Genomic DNA, 22,155 nt, shown 5'->3' on the forward strand with positions numbered 1-22,155 from the left:
CGGTGGCAGCAGCCAGCAGAAGAACTTTCCTACCGTTGGCTCTATTCCTGGCGGCGCGATTGTGGAAAAAGATGTTCCCGCCACGTTTACCAATGACGGTAATATCGTTTTAGCCCTTAATCAGCCGGACTTTACCACGGCAAGCCGTATTAGCGACGCGCTGGACAGCCGGTTTGGTTCGGTGGCCTATGCGCGGGATCCGGGAACAGTTATTGTTTCCGTGCCGCCGGCGTATACTAATAACGTGGTCGACTTTGTTTCCGCCCTGGAAGAGTTGTCCGTTGTTCCCGATGAAATTGCCAAAGTTGTGGTTAACGAACGCACCGGCACAGTCGTTATGGGATCACGGGTCACTATTGACGAAGTGGCTGTGGCGCAAGGCAATTTAACCGTTAAGATAACGAACAACACAACCGTGTCACAACCGCCGCCACTATCGGGCGGTAGTACGGTTGCTGTCAATAATACCAGTGTAAATGTGACGGAGCAGCCTGCTAATCTGGTTGTTCTGCCGACAGCAGCCAGCGTTGGTGATGTAGTAAATGCGCTGAATGCCGTCGGCGCCACACCGCGGGACGTAATCGCTATTTTGCAGGCTATTAAGGCAGCCGGCGCCCTTCACGCCGAGTTGCAGGTCATGTAGGGGGGAAATCAGTGCAAATTAATGGAATACAAAGTCCCCTGGCAGCATCCGTGAATGCGGCAGCCGACACGAGTACCGGTGGTGCGTTGGCCGCTAAGATAACCAAGGCGGCCCAGAACATCCAGAATCCGAAACAGGCAGCAAAGTTGCGTCAGGCCTGTCAGGATATGGAAGCCGTATTTCTCAATCTTTTATTGTCTAAAATGCGGGAAACAGTGCCGAAAGACACTTTGTTCGGCGATAGTTCCGAAGAGAATATCATGCGGTCCATGTTGGACAATGAAATGAGTAAAAATATGGCTAAGGCCGGCGGCATTGGGTTAGCCGATATGCTATACCGGCAATTATCCCCGACTGTTGTCAGCAAAGAGAAAACTAAATGATTTCAAAAAGGCCAGGCGCCCCGAAGGCCCTGGCCCTTTTAATTTGGATGTTGGAGTAGGGACCTGCTCATGTTTTTTTGTCCATCATTCCCGTTCTCAATTTTTTAAATTCCAAATTCCAATTACCAATTACCAAAATCTACCCCAAACAGTACAGGAGATGAAATAGTACGATGAAAATACTGCAACGTCTGGTAACGGTCTTGCTAATTTTGGGGATGACGGCCGGCAGCGTATTGGCGGCACCGGTTCAACCGGCTGCGCCGGCAGGTCCGGCGGCAACGGCGGGCAGTACCCTGCAAAAAATCCGTTTTAGTCAGACGCCGGAGAAAATCCGTCTTGTTTTTGATTTGGATAAGATTCCCGCTTACAACGTAAAATTGCAGCAAACACCGCTTCAATTGACCATTGATTTGCCCGGCACGGTGGACAAGAGCGGTTCGTCGCGAATGGTTTTCAATGACCCTTTTGTCGACGGCCTTTCCGTAACTCAATTAAAATCAGGCGGCTTAGAGGCCGTAATTGATTTAAAAATGGCTGTCGGCTATAATGTTTTTACATTAAAATCACCGAATCGCCTGGTTGTCGACCTGATAAAATCGTATGAACAAAAAATCACCGAAGATGTGGCCCCGGGAATTAAATACACGTATTGGCTCCATAGTATGCCCTTCGGACCGATTCAGGCCCACATTCTGGATATTGACCCGCAGGCCGGATATGCTCTGCAGCCGGTGTTAGGCGGGGACTCTATCACCGCCGGCGTGGAAACAGTATCCTCCATGGCGCAGCGTTTTCCCCAGGCCGTTGCGGCAGTTAACGGCTCCTATTTTGATCCGGACGGGCAAATTTGGGGGTTGTTAAAAATAGACGGGACCATTGCCAGCATTCCCGAATTGCCGCGTACGGCCATGGGAATCCTGCCCGGCGGGAGAATTTTAATTGACCAGGTTAATTACCAGGGAAATATTACATTACCCGATGGCAGCCAAGTTCCTATTAGCGGGGTCAACTGCGAGCGGGAAACAGATTCGCTGGTTCTTTACAACCATTATTTTGGGGAAGCAACCGGTACGAATCCTTATGGTAAGGAATACGTTGTGAAAGACGGCGTGATTGTCGCCGTGAATCAGGCCAATTCCAAAATTCCTGACGATGGCGTGGTTTTATCGGCCCACGGGGCCGCAGCCGCGAAAATGGCTTCCCTGAAAGTGGGCGATAAAGTTACCGTCACCCAGACGCTGGGACCGGAGTGGGACAAGGCGAATGTCATACTGGGCGCCGGTCCCATGCTGGTAAAGGACGGCAGTATATTTTTAACGACCAAAGTGGAAGAATTCGGTTCCGATGTGTCCGGTGGGCGGGCGCCCCGGACCGCATTCGGTATTACGAAAGACGGACATATACTTTTAACCGTTATAGACGGACGGGAAACGGACAGTGTTGGCGTCAGCCTGTTGGAACTGGCTATATTAATGCAGGACTTGGGCGCCGTGGACGCTATGAATTTTGACGGCGGCAGTTCAAGCGCCATGGTAATTAAAGGACAACTGGTGAATAATCCCTCCGACGGTCAGGAACGGAAAGTGGGTGATGCCCTGCTGGTTATGCCGGTTAAGGTTGCGAATTAAGCAGAATCCTGTATAATGAGATTAGGGAGGTGCTACTTATGCTCCATAATCATCGTCGCAGAATTTTACTGTTAACGGTAATCTTACTGGTGATTGCCGCCGCATGGGCTGCAGCGTCAAATACTTATGTAGATCAAAAAGGGGTTCTTGCCGGCCGGGTGTTGGCGCAAGGACTGGTAAGTGTCGGTGCCAATGTGCGGGAAGGAGATATATTGGTATTTGTTGATACCATTACCGGACCCATTCCGGCCGTACGGGCCAATACAGACGGACGGGTGAGACAAGTCCTGGTTAGCCCGGGAGACAACGTCCGGACAGGAGAAGTGTTAGTACGAATTGAGCCAGCGCGAAAATAGGAGAGGATGATTTTATTTGTCGTATGTATTGCGATGGCGCCATACGGTTGCAGCAGGAATGATGATGCTTGGTCTGCTGTTTTGGAGTGCAGCCGCGTTAGCGGCACCGGATATTCTGCCTGTGAGTGAAGTGCATGCAGGGATGCGGGGTATTGCCAAGACGGTGGTTTCCGGTTCAAAGATTGAAGAGTTTGGCGTAGAAGTATTGGGAGTCATGAAAAATAAAGGAGCCGCCGGGGATTTAATTTTGGTCCGCACCTTTGGAGATGTGATTGACCGCACCGGCGGCATTGCCCAGGGAATGAGCGGCAGTCCGGTATATATTGACGGCAAACTGGTTGGAGCCATTGCGTATGGTTGGTCGCTGGCTGATCACAAAATAGGTATGGTCACTCCCATTGCGGATATGTTGAAATTGTGGGATTTGCCCGATGGCGGGCAATCACCGGCATTGAAAACGGAAAATGCCGCTGTTCAGGGTCAGGACGGAACGGCCCAACAACTGGATACGCCGTTGATGGCGGCCGGTTTCGGCCAGCCGGCACTGAGCTATTTACAGGAGCAGCTTAAGCCGTATCACTTGATTCCCTATGATATTGGCGGCGGAGATTCCGGCGCTGACGGAGACTCCGACAGCTATCATCCGGTTCCTTTGGAACCGGGCAGCGCGGTCGGAGTGGAATTGATACACGGGGATCTTAGCTTGGGAGCGTTAGGGACGGTTACCTACGTTGAAAACGGCAAAGTGTTAGCTTTCGGCCATCCCTTTCTGCAAAAAGGCAATGTCGGTTATTTTATGACCAATGCCCGGATTTTTACTACCGTGAACGGACTGGAGAGTCCGTTTAAAGTCGGAGTCACCGAATCTCCCATCGGAATGATCAATCAGGACCGGGGGGCGGGAATTGCCGGGCGTCTTGCTAAATATCCCAGCGTAGTGCCGCTGCATATTTTTGTAAATGACCAGGATTTACATAAGACGCAGCGTAGCGACGTCATGGTTGTACAGGACCAGGATTTGGCCCCCATTTTGGCTGCCACCAGTGTATTTGACGCCATCAATAAGGCATCTGACCGTGTAGGACCGGGAACGGCCCGGGTCAGCTTTGAAATTGATGCGAAAGATATGCCCGGCGGTGTGCTGAAGCGGGAAAACATGTTTTACAGCCCGGCCAATGTTGCGCAAACTGCGATTGCCGAATTGCATGAGGCGTTGACCATGCTGGCAAGCAATCCGTTTCATCCGGTCGATATCATGGATATGACGGTTCATGTGAGCACGACCCAGGAACAGCGCACTGCGACCATTTTATCGGTACAAGCCCGGGCCGCAACCGCCAAGCCGGGTGATACAATTAATTTGGATGTGACTCTCAAACCGTTTCGGGGTGACCCGATTGTACGGACCGTTTCCTATACCATACCTGGGAACCAGCCTCCCGGACCGTTGTTGTTGGAAGTCCGCGGCGGCGGTATGGTGCCCTTGGCGCAACTCCTGTTAAAAAATCAGGGGTTGGATGCGAGTATATTAAATCCGAAGAAAAAAACGGAATCCTTTGCAGGCGATATCAAGGACCTGGTCAACCGGGACCGTAACAACGATATTGTCGTGGAAATGCTTGATAAGAATCTTGGCAACCTTACGGGCGGTCTGGAGACCGGCACAGTGGCCCAGCCAAAAGCTTCTAACGATATCAAGCCTCGTCAAGAGAAGGCTGAAAAGCAACTGCCGGCATCGGAATCGTTAATTGATGATTTGCTAAAGGCGCCGGATAAGGGGGCCAAAAATTATATTACTACCGATTATATTATTCAAGGTGATACACAGGCCGCGATTCAGGTCGTAAAGAAATGAGATTCAGCCACACCCGGTTTTCCGGGTGTGGCTTTTTATGGGCGTCCTGAGCCCTGCGCCACGAGCGAAAAAACCGCGTTAGCGGTTTTTCTTATTGGTAAATAGCGTCACCACTTGCAAAGCAGGGAAATGCCTTCAAGCATAGAATTATTTTTAATGGAAGTATAGTCTTTTGACCGATTTCGCCGGACCCTAAACTTCGGATTCTTGCGCGGTAAAACCGCGTTAGCGGTTTTTTGGCCATTTTTTTGTTTTAAGGCATAGGGCGGGAATCGGTTTCGTACACATGATTATGGCATAATATCAATCGCCCGCACCACCCAACTTGCCGGCGGGAAAATACTGCGAGGGAACTATAATTATGATAGGACTGCTGGAAAAACTAGGCCGGACCATATTAAAATGGCTGGAAAACACCGGCCGTATTGTTCTTTTGTTTTCGGAGGCAATGGTTCATTTAAAGAAGGCCAACCTGCGGCATACACTGCAGCAAATGGCACATTTAGGCGTTGACTCGCTGCCTATTGTATTGTTGACGATTTTATTTACCGGCATGGTCATGACAGTACAGACGGCTCACGAGTTTATTAAATATGGTGCGCAATCCTCAGTTGGCGGTATTGTGTTCATTGCCATGGGGCGGGAATTGGCTCCCGTATTGACCGGCGTTGTCACGGCCGGCCGGGTGGGAGCGGCCATTACGGCGGAGATTGGCTCGATGAAAGTAACCGAACAGATCGACGCGCTCCGGGTTATGGCGACCAACCCGGTTGCTTATCTGGTTGTTCCCCGCTTGTTGGCCTGTGTCTTTATGCTGCCTGTTCTGGTCATCTTTGCCAATGTGATCGGGACCATCGGCGGGTATCTGGTGGCTACCTTTTATGCCGGCATTGGTTCGTTTACTTATCTTCATTCCATTTCGGTCTTTGCCGTTATTAATGATGTAACGGGAGGGCTGGTCAAGGCGGCCTTTTTTGGGGCGATCATTGCCGTAATTGGCTGTTATAAAGGCTTGAATACCAGCGAAGGAGCCGAAGGCGTCGGCAAGGCAACCACGGCATCCGTCGTCAGTTCCATTATTTTAATTTTTATCAGCAATTATTTTTTATCGCTGCTTCTATATTGATTAACTAGTATTTCTGCCTGGAGGAGAGACCATGATCAAACTGGTAAATGTCAATATGACTTTCCATGGTAAGCAGGTGTTGGAGAACATTAATCTGGAGATTGCCCGGGGTGAGACCATGGTGATTATCGGTCCCAGCGGCTCCGGCAAGAGCACCCTGCTGCGCCTGATCATCGGCCTGCTCAAACCCGATTCCGGTGAAATCTGGGTTGACGATAAGGAACTGTTCCGGCTAAGCGAAGATGAGATCAATGCGGTTCGCTTGAAGATGGGCATGGTATTCCAGTATTCAGCCCTGTTTGATTCCATGACGGTGGGGGAAAACGTGGCATTTGGACTGCGGCAGCATACCAAAATGACAGATGAGGAAATTGCGGCGGTAGTGCGGCGCAAGTTGCGGATAGTAGGGCTCAGAGGACAGGAAAACACCATGCCCAATGAACTGTCCGGCGGCATGAAAAAAAGAGTAAGTCTGGCCCGGGCCATTGCCATTAATCCGGAAGTGATATTGTATGATGAGCCGACTGCCGGTTTGGACCCCATTATGTCCGGCAAAATCGACCGGCTTATTGCCGGCACCCAGCGAAGGATGAATGTCACTTCCATCGTCGTGACTCACCATATGCCCAGTGCATTTAACATTGCCGACCGGATTGCCATGATTTATAACGGACGGATCGTCGAAACCGGTACGGTAGATGAGATCCGTCATTCGGAGAATCCACTGGTGCAACACTTTATTCAAGGTCAAAAAATAGCAGGTCTGGCCAAAAGGAGGCTGCGGGAATGAAAATGAGCACGGAAGCCAGGGTAGGTGCTGTTACGCTGACAGGCCTGCTGCTGCTTGCCTATATGGTGATTCATCTTGGCGGATTTAGCTTGGGGGAAAAAGGCTACCCGGTTTATGCCGCATTCAAACAAGTTAACGGATTAAAGCCGGGTAATCTTGTCCGCTATGCCGGCGTTGAAGTGGGACGGGTGCAAGACGTGATGGTTTCGCCTCAGGGAGTAGACGTAAAAATGTTGATTCATCCTAATACGAAATTACCCACGGATGCCAAGTTTACCATTAACACGGAAGGATTGATGGGGGAAAAGTTTATTGATATTATTCCGCCGCCGGTTGTTTCGGGAGTGTTAGCCCCCAATGCCAGGGTCAGGGGAGAAGACCCGCAGGGGCTTGACCAAATGATAGCCAAGGCCGATGAAGTCCTGGCCAAGCTGGACATCCTGATGGGATCCTTCAATGACATATTTGCCGATGAGCAGGTAAAAGCCTCACTAAAAGATTCGGCTGTCAATGCCAAACGCATTACGGACAATCTGAATCAGCTCAGCGCTGTCCTGGCTCGTATGGCCCGGAATAACGAGGCCGACGTCAACAGCATGGTGCATAATCTGCAGGCCATGTCGGGCAGTATGCGACAGGTCGCCGCCCGGGTTGATAAAATGCTTGCAACCGTGGATAATAACGGACAGACGGCAGAGGATTTGCGGGAAGCGATTCATAATCTGAAAACAACCAGCGTCCGGGTGGAAACAATGGCTTCCTCTCTGGAAGGCGTCGTAACCGACCCGGAAACAGCCCAAAATATTAAAGCGACTCTCCGCAATGCCCGGGAAGTGAGCGAAAAGGCCAATAAGATGCTGAACAAGGTGGGAAATGTCAGTGCCCGGACCGACTTTGAAATGCTGTACGGTACGGGAAACAATAAATACCGCAGCAATGCGGACGTGCGGATTCAAACATCGCCGCAGGACTTTGCCGTAGTCGGTGTTTCCGACCTGGGAGAAACCAACAAGTTTAATTTTCAGGTAGGCAAAGGTGATGACAAGTGGGACCAACGGGCCGGGATCATAGACGGCAAAGCGGGAGTCGGCGTCGATACGAAACTGAACGACCGCCTCCAACTGTCCCTTGATGTATATGACCCTAATGATGTTCGCGTCAAACTCCGTACGAAATATCAGCTTGCGCCGGATACGTCCCTTGTCGCCGAAACCGAAAGCCTGAACAAGAATCCCGGCGATAATACCTATATCGGCCTCAGCCGGTCCTTCTAAGCGTAAGCGGGATGCCTCCGCGCATTGACAGGGACAGGATTTCCCCATATAATAAAAAAAGGATTGACCACTCAGTCAGAAAAGATGGCCTAGGGTCAATCATACATAAAATTTACGAAAAACTGCATCTTACCGATGGCATTTTGTAAAAAAACAGGAGGAATGGAAAGAAATGTCTGGACAACAATTCTGGAAACGTTGGGCTGCGTTGTGCGTCGGCGGTCTGATGGTGCTGAACGCAGCCACGGTGCTGGCGGCGCCGGTGGAACTCTCCCTGGACGACAGCATCGCGCTGGCCCTTAAAAACAACCAGTCCATAAAGACTGCCATGGCGGACAAGGAAAATGCCCGCTGGAGTTTATCAGCAGCCAAGGCGGGCAAGGGGCTTACTGCGGATATTACTCATACAGCTAAGCGCTTTAAGAGCCAGGCCACCAGCACGGAGCCGTCGTTCGTAAACAACAATTTTGACAATTCCCTGGTGCTTACGGTACCGCTTTATACGGGGGGGAACCTGGAGGGTAAGATTGAGTATGCCCAATTGGGTCTGACCTATGCCGATCTGGGTCTGGAAAGTACCATGCAGCAAGTGAAACTGGATACAACCACCGACTATTTTACCGTATTGCAGGACCGTAATCTATTGAAAGTGAATCAGGATTCGGTGGTCGACCTGACGCAGCATTTGAAAAATGTACAGGCCCAATATGACGTGGGAACGGTGGCCAAGTCGGACTTATTGAGTTCTCAGGTGCAACTGGCCAATGCGCAGCAGGACCTGACCAAAGCGCAAAACAACTATGATCTGGCCGTTGCTAACCTGAACAATGTCACTGGTTTGCCGCTGAATACGGAAATTAAACTTAAGGAAGATTTGAAATACGAAAAGTATACGCAGTCTTTGGATGACTGCATTCGCCAGGCTCTGGCCAACCGGCCCGAAGTCAAGCAGACCGACGTGGCGGTGGCTCAAAGTCAGGCAAATGTCAAAATCGCTAAGGCCGGACGTGCGCCTAATGTGAACCTGCAAGGGTCGGAGGACTGGAACGACCAGAGTTTCCCGGGAGTGGAGAATAATAACTGGACTGTTGCAGTGATTGCCAAGTGGACAATCTTTGATTCCAACTCAACCGGTTCGCAAATTAAACAGGCGGATGCGTCTCTGGACAAAGCGCAGCACACAGCGCAGCAAACGAAGGACAGTGTGCAGCTTGAAGTGCGTCAGGCTTACCTCAGCATGAGGGAAGCGGAAAAACGGATTCAGACCAGCAGTGTTACCGTCAACCAGGCCCAGGAAGACTATAAAATTAATGAGGTGCGTTATAGCTCGGGTGTAGGTACTAACCTGGACGTTATTGATGCCCAACTGGCGCTTACCCAGGCCAAGACCAACTATATCCAGGCGTTGTATGATTATAACACCAGCAAGGCTCAACTGGAAAAGGCCATGGGCGTTCCGGCAAAATAGGAAAAAAACGTCCGGAATCATTTTGAGTGGCATCTATGCAGTCTTTAAAACTTATACTAAAAAGACCGGAGTTTCCGGTCTTTTTTTGTGAAGAGAAATTATACTTGCCCCCAACCTTCAATACCCAACATCCAAAACCTAATGTCCAAACGCCAATCCCGTCCGCATTAACCGGTTTTATTTGGGGAAAAATAGCATACCAATTTATACCGAGAGGAAAGAGCCCCTCCGCTGTCGAAATAAATGCCCGTGGATCATTATGAGTAAAGACGAAAAATGTTTTTACATAAGGTGGGCGAATCCGTTTGGAGGACAGGAGGCTGAACATGCGGCAAAAAATAGGCGCGCTGATAGCCGCCGGTATAGTAATTGGATTGGCTGCCGTATTGTTTTGGGGGGCTTCCGCCAGTCAGACCGTCTTAGCCGGAATGCAGCAAACCCTTGACCAGCAACTGACCGAAGCCCTCGGCAGCAAGGTATCGATCGGGAACGTGCAAATCACGTCGTATAATAAAGTAACCGTAGACAAGGCAGTGATTTTTGATAAACAGGGAAACGAAATTGCTGCCAGTGACAAAGTTATGGTAACTTTCAACCCATTCTCTTTACTGCGGGGGGCGGGGCCGGTTGCAGCGATTTCCGGCGTAACACTGGTTAAGCCACAATTATTTTTGCAGCAATACCCGGATAAAAGCTGGAATGTGACGGAGCTTTTGCAGCAAAAACAAACGACGAAATCGGAATTTACGGGGCGAATCACGGCCGAAGACGGGACGGCGGTCGTGGAAACATCCCAGGGTAAGTGGCCGGTCGAAGGGATTAACGGGCGCATTGATTTTGACGCCAATCCCGCTATCGCCGTAGATTTATCCCTGCAGTACCGGAACAGCGGAGTCGTTGTGAAGGGACTCATAAACAGCGGGGGCCGGGATACCTTACATATTCACGCCGACCAGATTGCGCTGCAAGAGGGACAGCCCTTTTTAACCGGCAGTCCGTCTATACAGTTAGTGACCGGCCTGTTGCAAGACCTGAATCTGACTGTGGCCAGGGAACACGGTCAATTCACCTATGCGGGCGAAGCCCGGCTGGTAGACGGAGGGGCCGACTTCAACTCCCTGAAGATACGCGAGGCCGGCGGAATGCTGGCATTGACCCATAATGCCGTCTATCTGCTGAGTCTCAAAGGAAAAGTAAATAACCAGCCTTTGACTGTTAACGGACAGATCGGTACGGACGGCGCCGAACCGGCGTTGAACCTCGAAGTGGCTTCCGATGGTTTTGACCCGGCCGCCATCGGGGAATATCCTTTCCAGGGAACGGTAGCCTTCAACCTGGCGGTGAGCGGAACGATGAGTCAGCCAGATATGGCAGGAAGCTTTAACGTGAAACAGGGCGAGATTGACGGGTATGCCATTGCCAATGCCGGCGGCAAGGTGCATTATTATGCCCAACAGCTTACTTTGACGTCCGGGCAGGCTTCTCTGTTCGGAGGCCGGGTGACCGGTGACGGCAGCTTAAATATGGCTAACGGAGCCTTCTGGGCTGAATTGCATGGCCGTCAGCTTAATTGCGCGGCTTTGCCGCCGGGACTTCCCAGTCTCAGCGGACAGGGGGATGTGGACCTGTTGGTGGACGGCCAGGGAACGCTGGCAACGGCCAGCCTGCAGGGAACAGTTACCGTGGGACAGGGGGAAGCAGCGGGAATTCCCTTTACGTCTCTGTCGGCCGGCTTTACCCGGCAGCAGGACACGGTTTCGCTCGATTATTTTACAATGAAACTGGGAGAAGGGGCGGTTACTGCCGCCGGTACCGTCACGGGCCGTGAGCTTGCGCTGAATGTTAGCGGCAGCCAAGTGCCTCTGGACGGGATCCGGAACCGGGTCGGTTTACCGTCCTTGGAGGGACAATGCGGCATAAACGGAACCGTGACGGGGACAATCGATAATCCTGTGTTTAATGCTGTATTTGATGCGGCCGACGGGGTTGTGCTTTATCAGCCATTTACTACCGCCACCGGCCGGATTGAGATGACCAGCCGGCAAATAAAACTAAGCGGCGTGGAACTAATCGACCATGCTACTACCCATAAGATAGACGGTACGATTGGTTTGGTTGACGGGCAGCCGGTCAACCTTACCATCAGTTCCCGGCACGCCCGGGCGGAAAACTTGGTTAAACTGCTCCTGCCGGGAGAAAAACTGACGGGGAATGTGGACAATGATGTTGTTTTGACCGGAACGTTAAAACAGCTCAATGCCAGCGGCCGGGTCCGGCTGACGGAAGGAAGTTTCCGCGGTTATCTGCTGGCCAAAGGCGAGGGCAGTTATCAACGCGTGAACGGAGTCACAACCATTCACGACTTTACGCTGCAGTCGCTAAATACGGAATTGAAACTGTCCGGCGAAATATCGGCCGGCAATCAACTCAATTTTGATATCATCGCCCAGAATATTGACGTGGCCAAACTGCATTTCGACTATCCCTATCCGGTTACCGGCAAAGCTAATTTTAGCGGCAAGTTGACCGGAACGCCCCAGGACCCGGTCTTTACGGGGGAACTATTGGCCGACAGTATGGTTTTCAACGGTCAGACCCTACAGGATATTCACGGTTCTCTGCAGATTCACGGTTCCCAGATGGATATTCCCAATTTCAGCTTTACCCAAAGCAACGGAAAATACACCTTTACCGGCGGCATTGATACGGCGTCCGAAGCGGTCTATGGCAGCCTGGATGTAAACAATGCCGAACTGGGCGCCTTGTTACCCCTGTTTAATGTGGATACCCAGGATGTATCAGGCCGGCTCAACGGCCATATTCAAATCGGCGGTACGTTAAAGCGGCCGAATGTTTGGCTGACAGGAAACATGACCGGCGGAAAAATCAAGAATTATCCGCTCCAGAACATAGACCTGGATATAAGCCTGGAAAACAATGTGATTACCGTAAGCCGGTTCACGGCCAACCAAGGCAGCGGTATTCTGGCGGTACGGGGAACGGCGGATTTGCATGGACCCCTTAACCTGGAAATCGGCGGCCGGGATTTGGATGCCGGATTGTTAACGGCCTGGCTGGACACGAACATCGAAACGAAAGGAAAACTTAGTTTTGGCGTTCAAATTACGGGTACGGCCGAAAAACCTTCTGCAGCCGTCTCCCTGGAAGTTAAAGACGGCAGCGTGGCCAACGCTACCTTTGATAATTTGTACGGATTATTTGTTATTGATAAAGACAATATTCATGTCAATCAGTTACTGTTAAACAAAGGAACTTACCGGGCCAGCGCCTACGGCCTGATTCCTTTAAAAGCCCTTAATACCCAGGGACGGCAGCAGGCATCGGCTGAGGATCAGATGAATCTGAAGGTCCGTCTGGACGAAGCGAATCTCAGCATTTTACCGTTCCTGACCAAGGCGGTTTCCTGGGGAGCCGGCCAAACCAAAGGGGAAGTTACTATTGGCGGTACTTTGGCTCACCCGACCCTGGAAGGCGGCATACAAATTGATAACGGCGTTATTAAACTGGCCGCCCTGGCGGACCCTATCCAAAAAGTAGGGGTTGATATTCGCTTTGAAGGTGATAAAATAAATATAAATACCTTCAGTGGGGCTATGGGGTCGGGCAGTTACAGTCTGACCGGCAGCGCCAGGCTGAACGGAATGGCCCTGGATGATTACAACTTAACGCTGAAACTGGATAAACTTGGCGTAAATAGCAAATACTTTAAAGGGCCGGTACAGGGTCTGCTCAAATTGGATTCTACGGGTCCCAGACCTAAATTGAGCGGCTCCCTGACATTCGAGAATGACACGATTAACATTCCTTATATACCGGAAGTGAGCCCCTCGGATTTGAATATAGCCCTGGATGTGGATTTGCTTGCCGCCAATAAGGTGCGTTTTTACAATCCATATCTTTATGATATTTGGACCCAGGGCAAAGTGAAACTGAAAGGCACAACGAAATACCCCGATGTCTCCGGACATATTGACGCATTACGGGGTACGGTCAACTATTTACAAACTCCGTTTCAGGTCACGGAGGGCCGGGCCGATTTCATCCAGTTCCGGTCGTTTGAGCCGGTGATTACGCTTAGCGCCCAAACCAAGCTGGAACAGACCACAGTATATATGACCGCTAAGGGGCCGGTCAGCGCCATGGACCTCCGGCTGAGTTCCCAGCCGGAAATGAACCAGCAGGAAATTATTTCCTTACTGACCCTGCGCAGCCGGTATTATGACAAACAGAAGGATACAACATCCAATACCGGTCTGGGTCGGGATGAACTCTACAGCATTATGAATGCCGGCTTGCAAATGAGTTTCCTTAGCGAAGTGGAAGGTTCTTTCCGCAATGCCTTTGGCCTGGATGAATTTCAACTGGTGCCGGGCACCTTATCGGATCAGGATAAGGCGGAGGCGATCAACCGGGACGTATACAGCCTGGAAGTTGGCAAATATGTCACGGACCGGCTGTTCCTCAGCTATACCATGGGAGTCGACCATACGGAGCAGTCCATGCTTGTCCGCTATGATTTATCGCCGCGCATCAGTCTGACCGGTTCAACAGATACGCAAAATAACAAAAAACTGGAGCTGCAAGCCCGGTTCCGTTTTTAAGGTTACGCCGGCGGCTCAAACCGCAGGTGTGCCACTTTATGTATGAAGAGGGTGACAGGTATGCTATTACACCAATATCTGGCGGAACTCAAAAAAATCAACCTGCTGGAACCGGAAGAAGAGAAGCTTCTGTGGCAAAATTATAAACATGACGGCGACTTTGAAAGCCGGCGGCAGCTTATTGAGCATTATCAGCCGCTGGTGTTTAAACTGGCTATGCACTGGCGGTGTTCCGACTCTATGCTTATGGATTTGGTGCAGGAAGGGACCGTCGGTCTGATCGAAGCAGTAGAAAACTTTGAACCGGCCCGGGGTGTCGCGTTTAGTTTATATGCGACGCATCGCATCCGGGGCCGGATGGTGAACTTCTTGCAGCGCGAAGGCAGTCTTAACTGGGCCTACATGGATGAGCCGCTGGCGGGGGACGAATCCGCCGGTACACTGAGTGAGACCTTAGCCGGCAGTGAAGAGGAAGTGGCGGTACAGGCCGAACACAACTATTTGGTGGAGCAGCTGAAAACGGCTTTGGAACGTTTGCCCAGCAAGGAGCAACTTGTCCTCAACGGGGTTTACTTTCAAAATTATGAACCGAAAAAACTGGCGGAAGACCTGAATATGAGCCTTTCCCATATTTACCGTTTACAGAAACAGGGCATCCGCCGCATCCGCGGCATGCTCGCCAAAGTTATGCAGCATTGGTAAGCCGTTTTAAGGCCGAGCGCTTCTAAATGAGAAAACCAAAATCAAGGCAGAGTATCTGCGACACACAGGCTAGATTCAAAAGCACGGAGTGTTTACCATAGGATATTCAGTAATATAAAGAAAATAAGCTTAACCTGGGAGCAAATTGTTCAAAAAGGAAGGGAACCCCCTCAATTTGCTCTTATTTCGCGTTTGATTGATGTCCAGAATCTGGCCTCTTCCCATGACTATATAAATGTGGTTATAATAGGGGTGGTGAAAATGGCGGATTTTAAAAAAAATATGACCCGAGGAATGCAATCGGCGCGTCATTGGTTAATGCGGGCGGAAGAAGCGTTCGGCAAAAACCGGGATGTACGCGGCGAATTGGATTTGATGATTGCGCAGGCGGAACTGCAGCGAGTACGGGAAGCCAATCGCGCCGGCCAGTGGCGGTTTAAATATCCGCTTTTATGGCAGGGGCTTGCTTTTGGTTTTGCGGCGATGATTGCGGTAGCCGGCCTGGGAGGAACGTATCTGTGGCTGCGGGACAAGGGCAATGTGGCACCTGTACCGTTAGCGGCTATAGAAAAAGCCAAACCGGTAGTTCCGGCTCCGGCTGCCGTCTCCAAACCGGCACCGGCCAAAATCGGCCAGCCCGATTCCTCCTTGACGCCGCCTTCGCCGGCTCCCGTTGCGGTAACCGAGCCGTCTCCGGCTCCGGCAGCAATCTCCACGCCAAATTCACAATCTAGCTTACAAGAGACAAGGCCTCCGCAGACAGTGACGCGGTCTCATACCGCTTCACCGGAAGTAGTACTGCCGCCGCAGGAGATGCAGAAATTAATCCGGGAAGCCGGCCGGTCATTGCGGGGCCAGTAAATTTAATAAGGAGGTAGTACATGAAAACGATACGACGCTACGGGAACCTGTTATTTGCAGCGATATTCGGTCTAAGCATGGTCCTCAATGCAGTTGTTCCGGCCTATGCCGCAGCCGACCTTACGGGCAAGACAGTGACCGAGGTCAGTGTGACCGGTAACTCCGCCGTATCAACCAGCGATATTTTGGCCGTTATCAAATTGAAGCCGGGTGATACATTGACGGCGGATAAGGTCAAGCAGGACATGCAGGCTATTTACGAGATGGGTTACTTCTTTGATGTAGTATCGAACTTTACCGAAGTTCCTGAAGGTGTCAAAGTCGTGTATACTGTGATGGAAAATCCTGTCGTCAATCAGTTTGTCTTTAAGGGCAATACCAAAGTGACGTCGGACAAGCTGGCCAGCCTGATGACGGTGAGCAAAGGCCACGTTTTGAATAGCAAAACATTGAATGACAATATGCGAGCTATTGAACAGTATTATCATGACCAGGGCTTTATTCTGGCTAAAGTTAGCGATGTATCCATGGGAGCCGGCGGCGTTCTGAACGTTACCATTAATGAAGGAGCGCTGGAAGGCATTGTTGTCAAGGGCAATGAAAAGACCAAGGACTATGTTATTACCCGGGAAATGAAGCTGAAACCGGGTGAACCGTTTAATGTAAAAGATGCGCGCCGCAGTATGCAAAAAGTGTACAACCTGGGTTATTTTGAAGATGTTAATATGAAGCTCAACCCAGGCAGAGAACCGAATGCGGTAGTGCTGGAAACCGATGTAACGGAACAAAAAACCGGCACCTTTACCATTGGCGGCGGTTATAGCCAAGCCGACGGCCTGATTGGTATTATCGAGGTGGGGGACAATAATTTCCGGGGTACGGGCGATAAAGTCAAGCTCCATTGGGAATTTGGCGGAAACACAGTTGGCAACCATAACTATGAGCTTAGTTATACCCGGCCCTGGCTGGATGACAAACAGACGTCCCTGGGCTTTAGTGTTTATGATATGACCAATGAGTACACCGATTATAATGAGGGCGGCTCCGAACGGTCCACATACTACCGGAATGGACGGGGCTGGAATATTACGCTGGGCAGACCCAGCGATGACTATACCCAGAATTATATAACGCTGAAACACCGGCGCGACACCTATGAAGGGTATGTAAGCGGACCGGTCGACTATCAGGCGACATCCGGCAGTTCCAATTACGATTCATATTATAGTTCACCATCGTATTTACAGAATAACTTCGGTTTGACCAACAGTATCCAATTGCAGCGGATCTATGATACCCGCGACAATGTATTTGATCCCACCGAAGGCCAGATGGTGTCGCTGACGGCCGAATTTGCCGGCCGGATGCTGGGCGGGGACTTTGATTACAACAAGTATACCGCGGAAACGCGTCACTATTATAAAGTCGGCAATGCCCAGGTGGTGGCAGTCCGTCTCAATATGGGCTACGCTACGGGTAATATGCCGGAATCGCAGGAATTTGCCGTGGGCGGCGCCGATACGCTGCGCGGTTATAATGACGAACAGTTTAAGGGCAATAAAATGCTGACGGCAACCGCCGAATACCGTTTCCCGATTGCCAAGAAAGTGCAGGGCGCGCTCTTCAGCGACGTCGGCAATGCCTGGACCGGCGACGGCTATAAACTGAATGATTTGAAAGCCAGCGTGGGCGTGGGTGTACGTGTCGCCACTCCAATCGGTCCGATCCGTCTGGATTTTGCCAAAGGTACGCAAGGTGTAAAAACACATTTCAGTTTTGGCGGACAATTCTAAACGAACCGGCGTTGAAGAGTCAGGCTCCGGCCTGACTCTTATCCGTACCATTGAGGGGGTGTTGGCAATTACCGCAGACCGCAGACTTGGCTTTCTATGCCTGCTAATCCCTGTGCTTACAATTCTGGCATTGCCGCTAAAGGCCCAGGCCTTACCGGCGACGGTGGATGCAGTCCAGGTAACCATTCAGGCCGGTGAATCACCGCTGCCGGCAAAGGTTGCCAAACGTATGGCTGATAGTGTGCGTACGGTTGGCGAGCAATTGTTGCTGGGAAAAAGTGTGGCTGAAGTCGCAGCCTCCCAGGCTTCCTATGAAAAGTTGATTAAAGAAGTATTTGACCGGGTATTAGTTGGTTATTCCGTGCAAAGCGTAACCATTGATCCGGCCGGTGCTACTCAAATCGATGTAGTGGTGGCTCCTTGGGGCGAGGTTGTCCGGGATGTGACGCTGAAAGTGAATCTCGACGGGATTTCGCCCGAATTGTCCGGCTTGATTGCCCAGGATATGGGAAATATCAAAGAACAAGTGGACGACGTGTTTGTCGGCTTGTCTGTAGATGCGGCGGATTGGGCAGGCAGCGTATCGAAGAACATGATCCGCGAAATGCTGGCCGCCCAGTTGCCGGAATTCCGGGTTAGTTTTGATGTCACGGCCGGTCCGCATACGGTAGTAAAACTATCGCTGGCGCCAACCGGACCGCTTATCCAAAACGTGCGGGTTTCCCTCCGCTCCCGGACGATTCCCAATCTGTTGCTGTTTGGCCTTCGGCCGGTGACGGAGGATGCGGTAAAATCCCTCAATGGCTTGCCCGTAGCCTTTGTCGAACGGCACCGTGATTATTTTACGGCTAAGCTGCAAGCGGCCCTTTCCCAGCAGTCCGCTGTCCGTCAATACGGTCTGGCCCTTTCTACCGATATTTATCCCGGAGCTGAAACGGTTGTGGCAGTAAATGCCGATACCGATAAATACAAAGTGACGCTGGAAGGCTATCTGGATATGGGGCATCAGACCGATAATACAGCTGCGCGACTGCATATTGGCCGTTATCTCGGCAAACGGGATGAGCTTTTTATGGAAACGACATTTTATCCCAATTCCGTAACCTGGCAGTTCAGGCCGGGCTGGAGCCATTCCCTGAGCAGCAATATGGCTGCGGGTTTTAAATATGACCTGTCGGACCGGCAGGCGATTCTGTGGGGCAGCCAGTATTTGGGGCATAACCTGACCCTGCGCCTGGAACGCACGCCGGCAACCGGCTATGACGAATTTGGCATCCGCTATAAATTGCACGATTTTTTAAGCGCCGAGTATGTATTTACCAAAGATGAAAAGTGGCTCCGGCTGATTGGAAATTTGTAGGTTGAATCTGGACTGGCACCCTGTTATAATGATAAGCGCAAGGGCAACTCTCAGGAGAGGCCAATAAATTTTGAGGAGGTTACTTCGTGTTAAATTTGAAAGACAAAAAGCAAGTGAAAATAGTGACGCTGGCGATCGTGGCATTTTTTGTGCTGGGTTTCGTTGGCCTGGCGGCTACCCAATCCGGCAGGATTTACGCTGCTGCGGCTGCTAATACTTCCAATGTGGGCGTGGTGAATTACCAGCTGCTGCTGCAAAGCCATCCCGACATTCCCAAGGCTCAGGCAGCCATGAAAACGGAAGCTGAGTCCGCACAGAAGGACTTTGACGCCAAATCCGCCACGATGAACGATAAAGAAAAGCAAGATTATTATATGCAGCTGCAACAGCGGCTGAGCAACAAACAACAAGAACTCATGGGACCGATTCACGATTCCATTACCGCGGCTATTAAAGCAGTGGCCGACGCCAAAGGAATTACGGTGGTTCTGGATAAGAGCAATGTCGTCTACGGCGGTCAGGATATTACAGATGATGTAATGAAAAAAATTACCGGTAAATAATAGGAAGATGTTTAGCCGAGCCGGGTAACCTGCTCGGTTCTTCATTAGATTACCGGATAAGTAAGAAGGAAGGTGATTTTTGGTGGTATCCAAACGATCGATGTTGCGATTTTTGATCCTCGTTGTGCCAGCCATATTATTGGCCGGCTGCTTCAATGCACCGAAGAATCCGGGCCCCAAAGTTACCTTTACTCCTAAAATGGGTTTGATTGACATGCAAAAAGCCATTCAGTCCCATCCCCGGTATAAAGATTTTCAGGAAATGCAAAAACAATATAATACGCTGGTGCTAAAACTCAAAACAGCCCAGGGCCAAGCGCGGGCAGCGAATGGCGGTCCGGCGCCGCAGGCATTGTCGTCCCAGCAGGCCGCCGGGTTAGATGAGACATTGTCGGCGGAATTTAAAAGTAAAATGACCGCCCAGCAGAACACGTTACAGGCGCAGCTCAACGAAAAATTGACGCAGGTTCGCAGTGACCTGAATAAGCAAATGGATGAATATAAAGCGGAAGTGGATAAGACCTATCAACCGCAAATTTTTAACTTGCAGTTGAAACTGAAAACCCTGCGTCTAAGTAAAGAAGAGATGACGTCCCTGCAGCAGCAATTGGAGCAATTGCAAAATGAGCGGGACGCTAAACTGGCGGCTAAACAGAAGGAATTACAGGCGAAGATGAATGAGGCTATGGCGCCGGAAAGCAAAGCCATGCAGACGGAACTGGATCAATACGCCAAACAACTGAGAGCCGAACTGGATCAAGAGGGAGCCGCCAAGCGGGCTCAAATGCTTGCCGCTGCGCCCCTGATACCGCCGGTTGCTCCTGCAGCCGGTGCGAATGATGAATTAGTGGGGCAGTTAAATTCGCTGAAGGAGCAGATGCAAACCCTGCAAGAACAGATCGTGCAGGACATTCGCGATAAAACGGCTAAAGTAGCGGCTGAAAAGGGATTGGATACTGTGTTAACCAACGTGACGGTCAATGCCAGCGGGGTTGATGTTACGGATGCGGTTATTGCCGAGTTTAAGAAATGATTGACTGCGCATACTATAGGTGAAATTCCGGACCGCTGGAACCGGGACGAATAGAGCAACCAATTGGAAGGTGGAGGATCGGGTATGAAACGGAAAATGAGAGTAATAACGGCGATTGCCCTGCTGGCTCTGGCTGCCCTGCTGGGCGGCTGTAATGCCGGCACGAATGTGGGTGTCTTGGACGTAAACCGGATTATGAATGAAAGTCCTAAGGTAAAACAGTTCCAGGACCAGTTGAATACCAAAGGGAAAGAATTAAGCGACAAACTGGAAAAGCAAAAAGCGTCTCTTAGCAAAGAAGATTTTCAAAAGCAGCAGCAAGCGTCTTACAGTGAATTTGTAAAGACTAAGCAGGACATGGAAAAACAAATTGATGACGCGATTAAGCAGGCTCTTGATCAAGTCGCCAAAGAGAAAAAACTTGGCGTCGTGGTTTATAAAAACAGTGTGGCTCAAGGCGGAACGGACGTAACGGATGACGTGCTGAAAAAGATGCAATAGCTGTTGCGCCCTTCACCATGACGTTGCACATTGGAGGATGTTTCGTTGATTAAGAAGCTGGATGAACTGGCCGCCTTAGTGGAAGGGGTAGTTTTAGGCGACGGGGATGTAACCGTTACCGGTGTGACCAATATTGAAGATGCAGGGGAACAGGACATTACCTTTGCGGTGCCGCCGCATTTGGAAAAAGCCGCCCGCTGCCGGGCGGCGGCAGTCATTATTCCCGATAGCGTGACGGAATATTCCAAGCCGGCAATCCGCGTGGCGAATCCCCGCATTGCCTTTACCAAACTGCTGGAGCTGTTTACACCGCCGCTGCAGGTTGAACGGAAAGTACATCCTGCTGCCGTGGTGGCGCCAACAGCCATACTCGGCCAAAATGTGGCAGTCATGCCTTGTGCCGTAATTGCCGACCATGCTGTTATCGGCGATAATACGGTAATCTATCCGCATACCTACATTGGTCAGGAAGCGGTCATCGGTCAGGACACGGTGCTGTATCCCAGTGTAACGGTGCGGGAAAGATGCCGGATTGGCAACCGGAATATTATTCACAGCGGTGCTGTAATCGGCAGTGACGGATTTGGGTTTGTGACAATTGGCGGAGAGCACCGCAAAGTTCCGCAAGTCGGGAACGTAGTCATTGAAGATGATGTGGAAATTGGCGCCAACGTCACCGTTGACCGGGCTACTACGGGCAGCACGGTAGTCAAACGGGGAACCAAGGTGGACAATCTGGTCCATATTGCCCACAATGTGGTTATTGGTGAGCACTGCTATTTAACTGCTCAGACTGGCATTGCCGGCAGTACTAAGGTCGGCAACTATGTAACCTTTGCCGGCCAGTCGGGCAGTAACGGACATATTACCATTGGCGACCATTGTGTTTTTGCCGCCAAAGCCGGTGTGACCGGTGATGTGCCGGCCGGGTCCTTTTACGCCGGCTTTCCCGCCAGGCCTCACCAGGAATGGCTGCGAGCGGCAGTGGGTATGTACAAAGTCAATGATATCATGAAAAAAGTAAGGGAACTGGAACGCCGTCTGGCGGAACTGGAGCCCAAATAGTAAAAAGAGGCAATCGTCATGATTGCCTCTTTCTATTTGGGCGCAAAGCGCAGGGCACAGGGCGCAGAGATGCGCAGTACCGGGTGCAGCACGGCGCACAAAGGTTTTAAAAAAAAGAGTCTAAATTTT

At 50.9% G+C, this 22,155-nt stretch carries 18 protein-coding genes; all 18 read left to right on the plus strand.

The annotated features are described in order from the left end of the window. Nucleotides 1-643: flagellar basal body P-ring protein FlgI (locus tag LUCIF_RS22415; RefSeq protein WP_165866121.1), on the plus strand; the 643-nt coding region annotated here is incomplete at its 5' end. A gap of 11 nt (nt 644-654) precedes the next feature. Further along, nucleotides 655-1,026, plus strand: coding sequence for a rod-binding protein (locus tag LUCIF_RS26620; RefSeq protein WP_207858320.1), 372 nt, complete (start codon nt 655-657; stop codon nt 1,024-1,026). A gap of 173 nt (nt 1,027-1,199) precedes the next feature. After that, on the plus strand, nt 1,200-2,657 hold the full coding sequence (locus LUCIF_RS22425) for a phosphodiester glycosidase family protein (RefSeq protein ID WP_122630054.1): 1,458 nt from the start codon (nt 1,200-1,202) through the stop codon (nt 2,655-2,657). A 38-nt stretch (nt 2,658-2,695) separates the two neighbouring features. Continuing rightward, complete coding sequence (locus tag LUCIF_RS22430) at nt 2,696-3,013, plus strand: biotin/lipoyl-containing protein (protein ID WP_122630055.1); 318 nt, start codon at nt 2,696-2,698, stop codon at nt 3,011-3,013. 16 nt (nt 3,014-3,029) lie between these two features. After that, on the plus strand, nt 3,030-4,868 hold the full coding sequence (locus LUCIF_RS22435; protein WP_207858321.1) for a SpoIVB peptidase S55 domain-containing protein: 1,839 nt from the start codon (nt 3,030-3,032) through the stop codon (nt 4,866-4,868). A gap of 361 nt (nt 4,869-5,229) precedes the next feature. Then, entirely contained in the window at nt 5,230-5,994 is a 765-nt protein-coding gene (locus tag LUCIF_RS22440; RefSeq protein WP_207858322.1) for an MlaE family ABC transporter permease, read from the plus strand. A gap of 31 nt (nt 5,995-6,025) precedes the next feature. Next, nucleotides 6,026-6,784: an ABC transporter ATP-binding protein gene (locus LUCIF_RS22445; RefSeq protein ID WP_122630056.1), complete on the plus strand. Its 759-nt coding sequence runs from the start codon at nt 6,026-6,028 to the stop codon at nt 6,782-6,784. Beyond that, a complete protein-coding gene (locus LUCIF_RS22450) occupies nt 6,781-8,058 on the plus strand; it encodes an MlaD family protein (protein ID WP_122630057.1) in 1,278 nt (425 codons plus the stop codon). The genes LUCIF_RS22445 and LUCIF_RS22450 overlap by 4 nt, the downstream gene beginning before the upstream one ends. A 172-nt stretch (nt 8,059-8,230) precedes the next feature. Beyond that, nucleotides 8,231-9,526 (plus strand): TolC family protein, encoded by a 1,296-nt coding sequence (locus tag LUCIF_RS22455; RefSeq protein ID WP_122630058.1) that lies wholly within the window; start codon nt 8,231-8,233, stop codon nt 9,524-9,526. Nucleotides 9,527-9,852: 326 nt separating this feature from the next. Continuing rightward, nucleotides 9,853-14,148 carry a translocation/assembly module TamB domain-containing protein gene (locus LUCIF_RS22460; RefSeq protein ID WP_122630059.1) on the plus strand — a complete coding sequence of 1,432 codons (4,296 nt, stop codon included), beginning with the start codon at nt 9,853-9,855 and terminating at the stop codon, nt 14,146-14,148. Nucleotides 14,149-14,208: 60 nt separating this feature from the next. Beyond that, the gene (locus LUCIF_RS22465) at nt 14,209-14,850 is read left to right on the plus strand and encodes a sigma-70 family RNA polymerase sigma factor (RefSeq protein WP_122630060.1); all 642 of its coding nucleotides are present in this window, start codon (nt 14,209-14,211) and stop codon (nt 14,848-14,850) included. A 261-nt stretch (nt 14,851-15,111) separates the two neighbouring features. Beyond that, nucleotides 15,112-15,711 carry a hypothetical protein gene (locus LUCIF_RS22470; RefSeq protein WP_126720620.1) on the plus strand — a complete coding sequence of 200 codons (600 nt, stop codon included), beginning with the start codon at nt 15,112-15,114 and terminating at the stop codon, nt 15,709-15,711. 20 nt (nt 15,712-15,731) lie between these two features. Next, the gene (locus LUCIF_RS22475) at nt 15,732-17,504 is read left to right on the plus strand and encodes a BamA/OMP85 family outer membrane protein (protein ID WP_122630062.1); all 1,773 of its coding nucleotides are present in this window, start codon (nt 15,732-15,734) and stop codon (nt 17,502-17,504) included. Then, entirely contained in the window at nt 17,488-18,864 is a 1,377-nt protein-coding gene (locus tag LUCIF_RS22480; RefSeq protein WP_207858323.1) for a hypothetical protein, read from the plus strand. Before LUCIF_RS22475 ends, LUCIF_RS22480 begins: the two co-directional genes overlap by 17 nt. An 86-nt stretch (nt 18,865-18,950) precedes the next feature. Continuing rightward, complete coding sequence (locus LUCIF_RS22485; protein WP_122630063.1) at nt 18,951-19,427, plus strand: OmpH/Skp family outer membrane protein; 477 nt, start codon at nt 18,951-18,953, stop codon at nt 19,425-19,427. 100 nt (nt 19,428-19,527) lie between these two features. Further along, on the plus strand, nt 19,528-20,460 hold the full coding sequence (locus LUCIF_RS22490) for an OmpH family outer membrane protein (RefSeq protein ID WP_126720621.1): 933 nt from the start codon (nt 19,528-19,530) through the stop codon (nt 20,458-20,460). Between the two features lie 84 nt (nt 20,461-20,544). Further along, complete coding sequence (locus tag LUCIF_RS22495; RefSeq protein WP_122630065.1) at nt 20,545-20,961, plus strand: OmpH/Skp family outer membrane protein; 417 nt, start codon at nt 20,545-20,547, stop codon at nt 20,959-20,961. Between the two features lie 45 nt (nt 20,962-21,006). Continuing rightward, nucleotides 21,007-22,026, plus strand: coding sequence for a UDP-3-O-(3-hydroxymyristoyl)glucosamine N-acyltransferase (lpxD, locus tag LUCIF_RS22500; RefSeq protein ID WP_122630066.1), 1,020 nt, complete (start codon nt 21,007-21,009; stop codon nt 22,024-22,026). Nucleotides 22,027-22,155 lie beyond the last annotated feature (129 nt).

Origin of the sequence: Allolucifera butyrica (genome assembly GCF_900476375.1) — a bacterium.
GTDB lineage: Bacteria > Bacillota > Negativicutes > Sporomusales > UPPP01 > Lucifera > Lucifera butyrica.

Bases quoted from the DNA above. Each gene is read 5' to 3' on its own strand.
- LUCIF_RS22425 (WP_122630054.1), top strand. From the start codon at position 1,200: ATGAAAATACTGCAACGTCTGGTAACGGTCTTGCTAATTTTGGGGATG.
- LUCIF_RS22430 (WP_122630055.1), top strand. From the start codon at position 2,696: ATGCTCCATAATCATCGTCGCAGAATTTTACTGTTAACGGTAATCTTA.
- LUCIF_RS22440 (WP_207858322.1), top strand. From the start codon at position 5,230: ATGATAGGACTGCTGGAAAAACTAGGCCGGACCATATTAAAATGGCTG.
- LUCIF_RS22445 (WP_122630056.1), top strand. From the start codon at position 6,026: ATGATCAAACTGGTAAATGTCAATATGACTTTCCATGGTAAGCAGGTG.
- LUCIF_RS22450 (WP_122630057.1), top strand. From the start codon at position 6,781: ATGAAAATGAGCACGGAAGCCAGGGTAGGTGCTGTTACGCTGACAGGC.
- LUCIF_RS22455 (WP_122630058.1), top strand. From the start codon at position 8,231: ATGTCTGGACAACAATTCTGGAAACGTTGGGCTGCGTTGTGCGTCGGC.
- LUCIF_RS22460 (WP_122630059.1), top strand. From the start codon at position 9,853: ATGCGGCAAAAAATAGGCGCGCTGATAGCCGCCGGTATAGTAATTGGA.
- LUCIF_RS22465 (WP_122630060.1), top strand. From the start codon at position 14,209: ATGCTATTACACCAATATCTGGCGGAACTCAAAAAAATCAACCTGCTG.
- LUCIF_RS22470 (WP_126720620.1), top strand. From the start codon at position 15,112: ATGGCGGATTTTAAAAAAAATATGACCCGAGGAATGCAATCGGCGCGT.
- LUCIF_RS22475 (WP_122630062.1), top strand. From the start codon at position 15,732: ATGAAAACGATACGACGCTACGGGAACCTGTTATTTGCAGCGATATTC.
- LUCIF_RS22490 (WP_126720621.1), top strand. From the start codon at position 19,528: ATGTTGCGATTTTTGATCCTCGTTGTGCCAGCCATATTATTGGCCGGC.
- LUCIF_RS22495 (WP_122630065.1), top strand. From the start codon at position 20,545: ATGAAACGGAAAATGAGAGTAATAACGGCGATTGCCCTGCTGGCTCTG.